The following is a 12,150-nucleotide window of genomic DNA, read 5'->3' on the forward strand; positions in this document are numbered from 1 at the left end:
GGTTATGCTTAAAAATACAAAAAACATTAATCTATAAGGTATCTGCTGATAATCCCTTCCACGTCCTTAATTGATTTTTTGGTCCAATCCATTCGTTTTTCTAAGATTTCAATTGGGGATAATTGCCAAATTAACTCAGAGTTTCTTAGCTGTTCAGATAGTTCTTGAATGATGATAGCCGCAGAAACGGAAATATTCAAACTTTCAGAAAAACCAACCATTGGAATTTTAAGGAAGCCATCTGCACATTGCATAACCTCTTCACTTAATCCTTCCTTTTCAGTTCCAAAGAAAAGTGCAGTTTTTGATTCTAACTTAAAATCCTTTAAATAATTGGAATCATTATGAGGAGTAGTAGCTATTATTTTATAACCTCCTTCTTTTAGGGTATTAATACATTCTGTAGTTGTCCCATAGCGATGAACATCCACCCATTGTTCCGCTCCCATGGCAATATTCTTGTCCAAGCGTTTTCCAAAACGGTCTTCAACCACATGCACATCTTGAATTCCAAAGGCATCACAACTGCGAATCACCGCACTGGTATTGTGCAATTGGTACACATCTTCTATGGCAACCGTTAAAAAACGGGTGCGTTGGGCAAGCACATCCAAAAAACGTTGCTTTCTCCCTTCGGTTAAAAAACCCTCCAAATAGGTCAACAAATCATCTTCGAACATAAGGAACAAGTTAGCAAAAATTGAATTTGTTATTTTTAGGGCTACATGTTAGAAAAACAAAAAATAGCAGTGCTAACTGGGGCTGGAATGAGCGCTGAAAGCGGATTAAAAACCTTTAGAGACTCCAATGGGCTTTGGGAAGGCCATGATGTGATGGAGGTTGCCTCACCACAGGGTTTTGCAAAAAATCCAGAGTTGGTACTTGAGTTTTATAACCAACGTCGTCGTCAATTACTTCAAGTAAATCCCAATGAAGGGCATAAAGCTCTTGTAGAACTGGAGGATACGTATGATGTAAGCATCGTTACTCAAAATGTAGATAATCTTCATGAACAGGCAGGCAGCAAACATGTGATACACCTACATGGTGAACTGTTCAAAGTGCGAAGTACCGCAAATGAAAACCATGTCTTGGAATGGAAAAAGGATTTGGTTCTGGGCGATTTAGACGAAGATGGTCATCAACTCCGACCCCATATTGTATGGTTTGGCGAGATGGTTCCCTTATTGGAAACGGCGGCCCATATTACGCAACAGTCCGATATTCTAATCATTATTGGGACCTCAATGCAGGTATATCCAGCGGCTAGTCTAATTCATTATGTAAATCCTGGAACTCCCATTTACTTTGTAGATCCAAAACCCAGTGTCAATCCATTGGATTTTAACAACCTGACCATTCTTTCCAAAACGGCTGTTGAGGGTGTTCCTAGTTTGGTATCTGAGCTACTTGGTAACGTGTCCTAGCTTCGGTTGCCCAATCCATTAGCATCTTTCTTTGGTCTTCTGTCAATCTAGCATCTTTGTGGGTCCAAGTGTACTCTTTTAAGGGCATTTCACCATTTTCCACATATTCTATAAATTCATCGAGCTTATGGTCTTTCTTTTTTGCGGTAAGATTTGGCCATTCTGAAAAATCAAGGTGTTCTTTACCTTCTTCAATATGACCGTCCATCCAATAGGAAATTGGCGCAATATTACTATACCATGGGTACTTGGTATGGGCGCTATGGCAATCATAACAGGTGGTTTCCAGTATTTTTTGAACTTCTGGACTTGGCTGGGTCTCTTTCTCAAAAGCTGCCACATAGTCTCCTTCGGAAAGGTTTTTCTCAGGACGATAAAACTGCATTCCAATTAAAACTACCAATAGTACGATTCCTATTTTTTTTGCTATTTTCATCTGATAGGCTGTTTTCGTAAAAATAATATTTTGTGACTGAACAACAATTGTACTCCAAATTAAATTCAGGTCGGCTTTCCAAAGTAAAAATAAACGCGCTGGTAGGTCAACTCGAACAGCATCCTGAACTTACGTTAACCTTATTGAACCAAGTTTTTGAACAAGATAAAATTGATGAATTCAATGCCAGTTGGGTCTTGGACCATCTTCTAAGAAAAAGATTGGTTTACCTGCTCCCCTATTTTGAAGAATTCACTTTAGGATTGGCCGAAATGAAATCGGAATCCTGTATACGGCCTATGGCCCATATTTGCCAGATGGTAACTGAAGCTTATTTTGAAAAAAAAGATAAAATCTTTATTGAAAATATCAGCTCCAATCAATTGGAGCGAATCATGACCGCTTGCTTTGACTGGCTCATAGGGCAACATAAAATAGCGGCAAAGGTGTTTTCCATGACCAGTTTATACTATTTAGGAATGCAGTTCCATTGGATACATCCCGAACTTAAACTTGTTTTGGAAGAAACCATAGCAAAAGGCACTTCCGGTTATAAGAATAGAGCTGCAAAAACATTGGATAGGCTGGTGGCCATGGGATACTAAACTGTTTAAGTTTGAGTATATTTGCCGCTTTAAAACCAGAGCCAAATGTCCTTGTCTTCACTAAATGCCATCTCACCCGTAGATGGTAGATATCAAAATAAAACCGAAGCCCTTCAAAATTACTTTTCGGAGAAGGCTTTGATAAAATACCGCGTTCTTGTAGAAATTGAATATTTCATAGCACTCTGTGAAATTCCCTTGCCCCAATTGGCCCATTTTGATTCCACAAAGTTCGAAGCTTTGAGGGGAATTTATCTGAATTTCAGTGCTGAAGATGCATCAGCCATCAAAGAGATTGAAAAAACTACCAATCACGATGTCAAAGCTGTTGAGTACTTTATCAAACAAAAGTTTGATGCTCTTGGATTAGAGAAATACAAGGAATTCATTCACTTCGGCCTTACCTCTCAGGACATCAATAACACAGCCATTCCTCTTTCCATCAAAGAGGCTATGAATGAGATATATGTTCCTCTATATTTTCAGGTTTTTGAAAAGCTTAAGGCACTGGCTTCGGAATGGGCCAACATCCCTATGCTTGCGCGAACCCATGGGCAGCCGGCCTCCCCTACCCGTTTGGGAAAGGAAATCGATGTTTTTGTAGAACGGCTCAAAGAACAACTCAATTTGTTGAACGACGTTCCCAGCGCGGCAAAATTTGGTGGTGCTACAGGGAACTATAATGCCCATAAAGTGGCCTATCCAGAAATAGACTGGAAAGCTTTTGGTAAACAATTCGTTCAAGAAAAATTGGGATTGCATCATTCATTTCCAACTACACAAATAGAGCATTATGATCATATGGCGGCTTTATTTGATGGGTTAAAACGAATTAATACCATTTTGATTGATTTAAACCGGGATATATGGACGTATATTTCCATGGATTATTTCAAACAGAAGATCAAAAAAGGGGAAATCGGTTCTTCCGCCATGCCGCACAAAGTGAATCCTATTGATTTTGAAAACTCCGAAGGAAATTTAGGCTTGGCTAATGCGATTTTTGAGCATTTATCTGCAAAACTCCCTATTTCCCGACTACAGCGTGACCTAACAGATAGTACCGTTTTGCGGAACGTAGGGGTTCCTTTTGCACACACTATGGTAGGGTTCCAGTCCTCTTTAAAAGGGTTGAACAAATTGGTTTTAAATGCTGATAAATTTGAGCAGGACTTGGAAGACAATTGGGCAGTGGTAGCCGAGGCTATTCAAACCATATTAAGAAGGGAAGGCTATCCCAATCCTTACGAAGCGCTAAAGGGCTTGACCCGGACCAACGAAAAAATCACCCAAAAGACCATGGCTGATTTTATTGAAACACTTGAAGTTTCATCTGAAATAAAAGAAGAGTTGAAAAAAATAACCCCGGCGAATTATACCGGTGTGTGATCTTAGATAAGGTAGTTATCGGTTTCGTGCATAAGTAGTGGGGATTTCTACTCACAAACCTCTTAGTTTTATACTAACCCTTGTTTTACCCTTTGCTTCATTGCTTCTCATGTATTATACGCCGCTATTATAGCATCTAATTTGTTCATTTTGTCAATACGTTGAACTTCATTAAAATTGCCATAAAGACCCATTGGGTCAAATAGAATTGTCTTCATTCCTGCTGCTAATCCAGATTCAATTCCTTTCATACTATCCTCTATCACTAAACATTCATCAGGATAAAAACCCATCTTTTCTGCTGCGTGTAGAAATATCTCGGGGTCGGGTTTCCAAGAGTTTATCTCATAAGAGCTAAATACATTGTCCCCGAAATATTTTTTTAAATCCGTTATTTCAAGAGCTTTGTTAATTTTCTGTATTGGTCCACTCGAGGCAACACATTTAGAAAGCGTATTTTGATTTAGAAATTCAGGGACTCCTTCACATGGATTTAATTCTTTTTCAAAAAGTTGATCAACTAATTCACGGTACTCTGAAACAAAATCTTGTTTTAAAACAACATTATACTCTTTTTCAATAGACCGTAAAATATCTGCCAACTTTCCTCCTCGATATTTCTCCATCATTGTTGTAGCAGAGGACTCTATCCCATAGTTCCTTAATCCAATTTCAAGTCCGAGATTACAAAGAAATTCACTGTCGACTAAAGTTCCATCACAATCAAATATCAAACACTTAACCATTTTGTTCTACCAATGCACAAAATTAAGAAACACTAGGTGTCAAGGAAGCATATCGCCAGACAAGTGAAGTTATGCGTTTTTAATTGAAATAGATCGCCCTAAATCGATAAATACCTCATTCTAATTAATGAATTAAAAGAGTTTTTACAGGTTCTCCTCAAAAAACGCAAGCGCCAATTCCAGTGTTTTTTCATGTATTTCCTTTCTATCAACCTTTGGATGGTCTATGGTAATAGCCAGTGCCACTTGTTTGCCGAATTCCGTAGGTTCATTTAAGAACACGTAGTGCCCTACATTTTCATCGTATAAATGGAGTTTGCTGTTTGCAATTAAATTATGATAGTTAAGTGCATTATTCCTAATAGGTGTGTTCCTATCCCCTTTCCCTGCTACAATATAAAGTGGCGCTGTGATTTTCTCTGTCTGCGTTGGGGAATGAAATCCAAATCCAATAGCTGGTGCCATTACAAAGAATGCCTTTATCCGAGCATCCTTGACCTTGTCTTTATACGTCTTATAAGAAGAGATAATAAGACTATCCTTTTCGAAATCTATGATTTCATCAGTTTCAGGAAATTCGGGAGGCATTTGCCTATCCTCTGATTTTTGATGTTCCCCTAGCGTTCTATCTACATAACCTCCTGCCAACGCGATGTTGGTATATCCGCCTAAAGAAAAGCCAACTCCACCTATTTTTGTCCCATCAATTTTGGTCCCAATTTCTTTATCCTCAAGTATGCAAGTAAGCACATATTGGGCATCTATGGCTCTTTCCCACCATTTTACAAATTCTCTGGGTATTTTATTAAAGGTAGAATTCCCATAATGGTCCAAAGAAACTACGATATAGCCTTCTTTTACCATTTTTTCAATGAACCATGTCAATGAAAATCGATTACCTCCGGTTCCATGAGAAACCAACAATAGCGGAAACTTTCCATCTGCAACTTTTGCACCCCATATAGTACTTATGGTTTTAAAAAGTTCCTTTGAGTTGTCCTTTGGTTCTTTCTTTGTAAAATTATCAAAAGTAGGATACCATATTTCTGTAACTAAGGGGCGATTCCTTGATTCATCAACAAAAGTGATGGAGGTTTGCCCAATATTAAATCGTTTTTCTTCTTGTGCGGAAGAAGAAAAAAGGACGATTGACCCTAAAATTAGTAGCGTTTTTCTCATTTGTCCATTGGTTTTCTAGATTGATTCAATCTAGAGACAAATGAAAGAAACGATCGTTACAGTCTTAGATTTACCCTTCTTTATGAATCTCTACTTGATGTGGGTAAGGTATCTCAATTCCGGCAGTATCTAGGGCCAACTTACAATTTTCATAGGTTCCAAAATACACGTCCCAATAATCCTCAGGCTTACAAAAAGGTCGGACCGCAAAGTTTACCGAACTGTCTGCCAATTCCATAACATTGACTGAGGGAGCAGGGTCTTGTAACACTTTTGGGTTCGAAGTCAATACATTCAATAAAACTTCTTTTGTTTTTTTGATATCCTCTCCATAGCCAACACCAATTACCGTATCTACTCTAATTTTGCCCTCGGCAGAATAATTGATAATGTTTCCATTGGCCATGGCACCATTGGGCACAATGGCTAGTTTGTTTTCAGGAGTCGTTAGTTTCGTTGTAAAGATTTCAATTTCCTTGACCACGCCTAAAATACCCTGTGCTTCGATTAAGTCTCCAATACGATAAGGTTTAAAAATCATAAGTAAAACACCTCCTGCAAAATTGGATAAAGACCCCTGAAGGGCAAGACCTACAGCTAAACCTGCAGCCGCAATCACAGCGGCGAACGTAGTTACATCAACACCCAATTGCGAAATAACAATAATGATCAAGAATACTTTAAGCGCCCAAGAAATCAAGTTTAACAAGAACTTTTGCAAAGACTCGTCATATTTACTCTTTGCCATTACTTTCCTAGCAGCGCCAGTAATTTTTTTAATAATCCAGGAACCGATTATGTAAATAAGGATGGCTGCTACCAATTTGAGCCCATACTCTTTGGCCAACTCAATGCCGTAATTCATCCATTCTTGTGCTTTTTCCATTGTATTCAGTTTATTGTTAGTGTTTATGTGTAAGACACTAAGGTAGCAAGAAGGTCACAAAAATTGAGGTTCTCTACCCTATTAAAAGGAAAAACGCACTGCGAAACAGTGCGTTTTTATTATAATTTATGGAAAAGAATTTATCCCTTTAAAAACTTTCCAATTTCTCCCAAAGCCGCTCCATCGTAATCTGATTTCTGCAACGCTTGCATAATTTGAACTATATGGGCTGGGTTCATATCTTTTCCTAAAACCCTGACTAAAGCAAAGCCCATGTCTTTACTATCACCATAAATTATTACTTCGTCGATAGCATCTTCGTCACCTAAGTACTTAATGACTCCTTTGCCATATTGCGAATTGATTTTCATCAATTCCACAAATTCATCATCCTTAAGAATTTCTTTAACCTTAGCTTTTTCTGCACGATACTCGGCAACATTATCCGCGGTTTTCTTAAAGGCCAACATATTGAACTTTCGCAAGGATTCCACAGCTTCTTTCTGGGATGAGGAAAGGCTTTCCTCATTTAGCTTAAGTATACTTGCTGGAACATCCAAAGCGATAAAGTTGGGATTTTCAGAATTGTCCACATAATACTCCTGAAGACTTTGTTGAGAGGAACAGGAAGCCAAAAGTATAGCTCCTGTTAGAAAAAATGTTTTTACTACATACTTCATTGTTACGTTTTTTTTTGATTGATTGATGATACTCCAATAGGTCAACATAAATATGTTGACCCATAGGAGATTTTGTTACATTATTTTATGATTAGTTCCGTTCTGCTTTCTTCAAGTGTTTGGGAAGCTTCATTTTTTCCGTTAAAGAACCTACTTTGGTTAAGTCAATATCTCCAGTCATGCTGAGCAATACCGTTTCAATATTGGCTTTCCGTCCTTTGTCATCTTCTATACCGGTTACGAACATGAGCAACTCGGATACGTGGTCATCGTCCTTTCCATTCTTGATGTAAAATTTAAGATTGGTGTCCCCATCCTTTATTTTCATCAATTCATCCAATCTTGACTTCTTAACATATTGCTTCATTGTGGCTTGCATATCCGCCGAAGCGCCTTTATCCTCTGACATAAAAATCTTAATTCCATCAAGGTTCTTGGCAAGATCCACAAAGTCCTGGGTATCCTTGTCCCCATGATTGTCCACCATTCCAGCAACTATCTCAAGCATACCTTTGCTAATGGTCACAGAACCAATTCTTTCAGAATCTTCAAACTTATCAAAAACCGATTGAGAAAATCCAAACAAAGGCAACGCTATTGCAAAAAGTGCAATTACAAACTTTTTCATCTTAGTTCCCTTTTTTACCTGCTTTGTTAAGCTCTTCAGGTAGGTTCATCTTTTTGGTCAGGGAATTGATCTTATTCAAATCAATATCGCCTGTTAAAGAAAGTATCACTGTCTCAAACTTTCTCCCATCCGCTTCCATATCCTTAAGGCCGGTAACAAACATTAGGAGTTCGCTAACGTGATCGGAATCTCTACCTTCTTTGATGTAGAATTTTACATTCGCATCTTTATCTTTCACGCGCATCAACTCTTCCATGCTAGAAGATTTAAGGTAGCTGTTCACGGAAGCCTTCATATCGGCGCCTATTTTCTCATTGTCGGTTGTAAAAACCTTCAAGCTTTTTAGGCTACTGGCAATATCCATAAAGTCTTGAGCTTCTGGATCGTCCACTTCCACATCAATCTTTGCCAATAGGTTGAACATACTTTTGTTCACTACTACGGAAGTGACATCGTCCAAATCTTCAAACTTATCAAATAAGGACTGTGAAAATCCAGCAAAGGGAAATGCAGCAATTAGGAAAATTAAAATATACCTTTTCATTGTTTTTGTTTTAATCGTTATTGTAAATCTTTTGTTTAGCGGCTTCAAACTCTTGTAAATAGGCTACTTTTTCAGTGCCCCGACCAAAGTTCTCTGCAAGAAGTTCAAAAGCCTTTTTGGTTTCTTGGTAAGCCATGAGAGCTTCTTGCTTCTGTTGCTTACGCTCTTGATATTGAATACCAAAATAAATTCCGAAGGTTAAAATTGTCACCGCAGCAACGGACATCCATCTATAATTCTTTTTTCTAGGTTTTAATGGGACCTGCTTGGTGAAACGTTCTTCCTTAGCAACGGAAAAATAATTGAACATTGGTCTATATTGTTCCAAATGGGGTTCTATATTGTCTTGGGAAAAGTATTGCTTAAGCGCTTCCTCCTCAGCAATTGTGCTGGTAGCCTCAAAATACTTTTCTAATAGTTCTTCTATTCTATCCAATTCCATAACTATGTTTTTTTGCCAATTCTTCTCTTACTGTTTTTCGTGCCCTGGATAAGGTTACCCTAACTGCCGTTGGTTTCATGTCCAATAGGTCACATATCTCTTCAAATTCATATTGCTCCACATCTCTAAGTTGCAATACCATTTTTTGTTGCTCGGGTAATGTGTCCATTATTCGCTCCATCCATCGTACACTATCCTCGGCTTCCAGTTGTTTTTGCAGTGAAGTGTTTTCATCCTTATAATTGCTATGGACCAGCTTTAGGTTACTTGCTTGTTTTGACTTTAGTCGGTCCAAACAAAAATTCTTGGTCATCGTCATCGCAAAGGCTTCAACATTTTTATAATCGGCCATGCTTTCATTTTTTGACCATAATTTTAGCAACACTTCCTGCGTGGCGTCCTCTGCCTCCTCTTTGGATACCAGTAACCGTTTTGCCAAACGGTACAGTTTATCCTTAAAAGGCATTACCACATTTAAAAAATCACTTTGTTGCATTGGTTGTTTAGTTTTCCACCTGTTTAATATCAGGCTTCATTATCACGACGACACATATCGAAAATTGTTACAAAAAATTTGAAATGTCCCATTATGTCTTTATTTTGAGCCTAAAATTGCTAGAATATAGAAACTTCTGCCTCGAATTTCTAATCTGTTCGAGTTTTACTGGAACGGTTATTGAAGAACTTTCTTGAAAAACGATTTACGCTATGAAAAAGACCCTTTTTTTCCTTTGTTTACTTTCCTTTATTCTATTCGGTTGCTCAAGCGATGATAACGGGGGAATTCAGAATCCAGATCCCACTCCAGTTACCTCGGCCGATTTTCCCGTTCAAAGTTTTATGTGGAATGCATTAAACCTTTGGTACTTTTGGCAGGCAGATGTGCCAGTTCTTGCCGATGACCGTTTTGCCAATGATCAGGAATTTACCCAATTCTTGCAACAATTTCCTAATCCATTTGATTTATGGGAGAATGAACTTCTGTTTGTAGAGGACCGGTTCAGCTTTTTGAATGAGGATTATACCGAATTGGTAAGTGGTTTAGCCGGTGTATCTAGAAGTAACGGTCTCGAGTTTGGACTGCAATTTATAGCCCAAGGTTCAGATGACGTGTTTGGGTATGTGCAATATATCCTGCCGGATTCTGATGCTGCAAGCAAGGACATCTCGAGAGGTGAATTTTTCACGCATGTTGATGGTGTTCAGTTGACAGGAAGCAACTTTAGAAGTCTGCTCTTCGGTGATAATGCCAATTACACCCTCGGAATGGCGAATCTAAACAATGGTAGTTTTTCGCTTAATGGGAAAGAAGTGGCTTTGACCAAAATCGAAAATTTTGCCGAGAATCCAATTCAGGTTGCCACTACGCTTGATGTAAATGGAACAAAGGTCGCCTATCTTATGTACAATCGCTTTTTGAGGAGCTTCAACAACGAATTAAATGACGCGTTTGCCCAGTTTGTAGCTGATGGTGCTACAGAATTGGTTTTGGATATGCGCTATAATCCAGGTGGTTCAGTGAATACCTCAAAATTATTGGCTAGTATGATTCACAGTACGGACACAGGTAAATTATATATAAGACAACGTTGGAATCCAAAAATTCAGGTACAACTGTCACCTGAGCAACTTGAGGACAGATTTGCAAGTTCATTTAGAATGGACACTTCTGATGAAAATTCCCCCTTGGTTCCAATTAATACTTTAAATTTAAATAGAGTTTTTATCCTGACCACAGGTAGTTCGGCTTCGGCAAGTGAATTAATTATCAACGGGCTTGCACCCTACATGAACATTACGCAAATTGGGGAGACAACTTCGGGTAAGAATGAGTTTTCAATTACACTTGTAGATGATCCTGGAGGTTCTTTTATTTATAACCCAGAACGAGAGGGGTTGATTCCTGCAGACAGTCAATGGGGGCTTCAACCCTTGGTAGGACGCAACGAAAATGCTGATGGGTTTTTCGACTATACAGACGGTCTAGATCCAGATATTGAATTGGAAGAGGACCTGACCAATCTTGGTATTCTTGGTGATGTAAACGAACCGTTATTGGCCAGGGCGCTTCAAGAAATAAATGGAGCCGTTACAAGACGTGGTTTTAACGTGCAGATTCCAGCTCATTCATTTACAAGCTCAAGGGTACAAACCGTAATCAAAGACAATATGTACTTGGACAAACCCATTAAAATGAATCAATAAAAGAAGCGGCCAAATGGCCGCTTCTTTTATTCTTAATTTTTAACTAAGTGGTTTTCCAATTTTACATATTTGTGTGACAACTTAGCAGGAACCTCCCTTAGTTCAGGATGAAACAGGGCCGCTAAAACCTCAATTCCATCGACCAAAGTGCCTGCAGATGATTGGGTAAACATATCAAAGTCCACTATATAAACCGAATCATCCTTGACTGCCTTCAAATTATCCCAACCTTCTTTCTTGATTAAAATATGAAGCTCCTCCAAGGCTCTATCTATCTTGAATCCACAAGGTGCCACAATCAATACTTCGGGGTTATATTTCACAATCTTTTCCCATGAGGTAACGATACTATCACCTGAAGGGTTAGAAAGCATATCCACCCCTCCAGCATAAGCAATCTGATGTGGAATCCAATGTCCACAATTGAAAATAGGGTCAATCCATTCCAATAACATTACCCGTTTGGGCAAAGCTCTTGCTGCTCGCAACGTATCTACCACATCATCAATTCTATTATGCAAACCATTTAAATATCTATAGGCCAGCTCCTCTTTTCCCAAAGCGGTTGCAATGGTTACGGCTGATTCAAAGACATCATCCAAAGACTCCGGGCTTATGGAAACAAGTTCCGGTTGTTTCTTAAGATTGGCCACTGCTGCTGCGGTACAGGCCGTATCAATCTGGCATATATCACACATATCCTGTGTAAAGATGATATCTGGTGCTATACGTTCCAACAGGGGTTCATCTACATAGTACAGGTCCATTCCTTGGCTCTTACTTGCGGAGAAAAGCGCATCAATTTCCGTACTGGAAAGGTCTTTACCCTCCAAAATGCAACGTACTACAGGCTCTTTTTCCTTCAAGGCCTGTTCAGGGCATTCAAAGGTTACACCATAGAGGTGGTCCTCCAAACCCATGTCGTAGAGCATTTGGGTAACCGCAGGCATAAAAGAACAGACTTTCAACATCGCTCCAATTTA

The 12,150-nt window shown here is 38.8% G+C and carries 15 protein-coding genes; 4 read left to right on the forward strand and 11 right to left on the reverse strand.

Going from position 1 to position 12,150, the window contains the following annotated elements; translation table 11 throughout:
• Positions 1–26: 26 nt before the first annotated feature.
• Complete coding sequence (locus tag ACOKFD_RS04870; protein ID WP_422860216.1) at positions 27–680, reverse strand: TrmH family RNA methyltransferase; 654 nt, start codon at positions 678–680, stop codon at positions 27–29.
• An 87-nt stretch (positions 681–767) separates the two neighbouring features.
• On the opposite strand from ACOKFD_RS04870, the gene ACOKFD_RS04875 reads away from it, so the two are divergent.
• Positions 768–1,427: an SIR2 family NAD-dependent protein deacylase gene (locus ACOKFD_RS04875; protein WP_422860217.1), complete on the forward strand. Its 660-nt coding sequence runs from the start codon at positions 768–770 to the stop codon at positions 1,425–1,427.
• Here ACOKFD_RS04875 and ACOKFD_RS04880 read toward each other — a convergent pair.
• Positions 1,390–1,863: a heme-binding domain-containing protein gene (locus tag ACOKFD_RS04880; RefSeq protein ID WP_422860218.1), complete on the reverse strand. Its 474-nt coding sequence runs from the start codon at positions 1,861–1,863 to the stop codon at positions 1,390–1,392. The two genes, ACOKFD_RS04875 and ACOKFD_RS04880, sit on opposite strands and share 38 nt — an antisense overlap.
• Positions 1,864–1,895: 32 nt before the next feature.
• On the opposite strand from ACOKFD_RS04880, the gene ACOKFD_RS04885 reads away from it, so the two are divergent.
• The gene (locus ACOKFD_RS04885; protein WP_422860219.1) at positions 1,896–2,468 is read left to right on the forward strand and encodes a hypothetical protein; all 573 of its coding nucleotides are present in this window, start codon (positions 1,896–1,898) and stop codon (positions 2,466–2,468) included.
• Positions 2,469–2,513: 45 nt separating this feature from the next.
• Entirely contained in the window at positions 2,514–3,857 is a 1,344-nt protein-coding gene (gene purB, locus ACOKFD_RS04890) for an adenylosuccinate lyase (protein WP_298999167.1), read from the forward strand.
• Between the two features lie 107 nt (positions 3,858–3,964).
• Here the strand turns inward: purB and ACOKFD_RS04895 are convergent, their stop codons facing one another.
• From ACOKFD_RS04895 to ACOKFD_RS04930, 8 genes are all read right to left on the reverse strand, one after another.
• Complete coding sequence (locus ACOKFD_RS04895; protein ID WP_422860220.1) at positions 3,965–4,591, reverse strand: HAD-IA family hydrolase; 627 nt, start codon at positions 4,589–4,591, stop codon at positions 3,965–3,967.
• Between the two features lie 156 nt (positions 4,592–4,747).
• Positions 4,748–5,782, reverse strand: a complete 1,035-nt coding sequence (locus ACOKFD_RS04900; protein ID WP_422860221.1) for an alpha/beta hydrolase family protein — start codon at positions 5,780–5,782, stop codon at positions 4,748–4,750.
• 70 nt (positions 5,783–5,852) lie between these two features.
• Positions 5,853–6,668 (reverse strand): mechanosensitive ion channel family protein, encoded by an 816-nt coding sequence (locus ACOKFD_RS04905; protein WP_422860222.1) that lies wholly within the window; start codon positions 6,666–6,668, stop codon positions 5,853–5,855.
• A 140-nt stretch (positions 6,669–6,808) separates the two neighbouring features.
• The gene (locus tag ACOKFD_RS04910) at positions 6,809–7,348 is read right to left on the reverse strand and encodes a DUF4252 domain-containing protein (protein ID WP_298999172.1); all 540 of its coding nucleotides are present in this window, start codon (positions 7,346–7,348) and stop codon (positions 6,809–6,811) included.
• Positions 7,349–7,439: 91 nt separating this feature from the next.
• On the reverse strand, positions 7,440–7,976 hold the full coding sequence (locus ACOKFD_RS04915; protein ID WP_422860223.1) for a DUF4252 domain-containing protein: 537 nt from the start codon (positions 7,974–7,976) through the stop codon (positions 7,440–7,442).
• Between the two features lies 1 nt (position 7,977).
• On the reverse strand, positions 7,978–8,520 hold the full coding sequence (locus ACOKFD_RS04920) for a DUF4252 domain-containing protein (protein WP_298999174.1): 543 nt from the start codon (positions 8,518–8,520) through the stop codon (positions 7,978–7,980).
• Positions 8,521–8,530: 10 nt separating this feature from the next.
• Positions 8,531–8,962 (reverse strand): hypothetical protein, encoded by a 432-nt coding sequence (locus ACOKFD_RS04925; RefSeq protein ID WP_422860224.1) that lies wholly within the window; start codon positions 8,960–8,962, stop codon positions 8,531–8,533.
• Positions 8,949–9,458 (reverse strand): RNA polymerase sigma factor, encoded by a 510-nt coding sequence (locus tag ACOKFD_RS04930; RefSeq protein WP_422860225.1) that lies wholly within the window; start codon positions 9,456–9,458, stop codon positions 8,949–8,951. The genes ACOKFD_RS04925 and ACOKFD_RS04930 overlap by 14 nt, the downstream gene beginning before the upstream one ends.
• Before the next feature lie 212 nt (positions 9,459–9,670).
• On the opposite strand from ACOKFD_RS04930, the gene ACOKFD_RS04935 reads away from it, so the two are divergent.
• Positions 9,671–11,167, forward strand: coding sequence for a S41 family peptidase (locus ACOKFD_RS04935; protein WP_422860226.1), 1,497 nt, complete (start codon positions 9,671–9,673; stop codon positions 11,165–11,167).
• A 32-nt stretch (positions 11,168–11,199) separates the two neighbouring features.
• Here the strand turns inward: ACOKFD_RS04935 and ACOKFD_RS04940 are convergent, their stop codons facing one another.
• Positions 11,200–12,138 carry an ABC transporter substrate-binding protein gene (locus ACOKFD_RS04940; protein ID WP_422860227.1) on the reverse strand — a complete coding sequence of 313 codons (939 nt, stop codon included), beginning with the start codon at positions 12,136–12,138 and terminating at the stop codon, positions 11,200–11,202.
• Positions 12,139–12,150 lie beyond the last annotated feature (12 nt).

Source organism: Flagellimonas ulvae (assembly GCF_049333175.1).
Taxonomy (GTDB): Bacteria; Bacteroidota; Bacteroidia; order Flavobacteriales; family Flavobacteriaceae; genus Flagellimonas.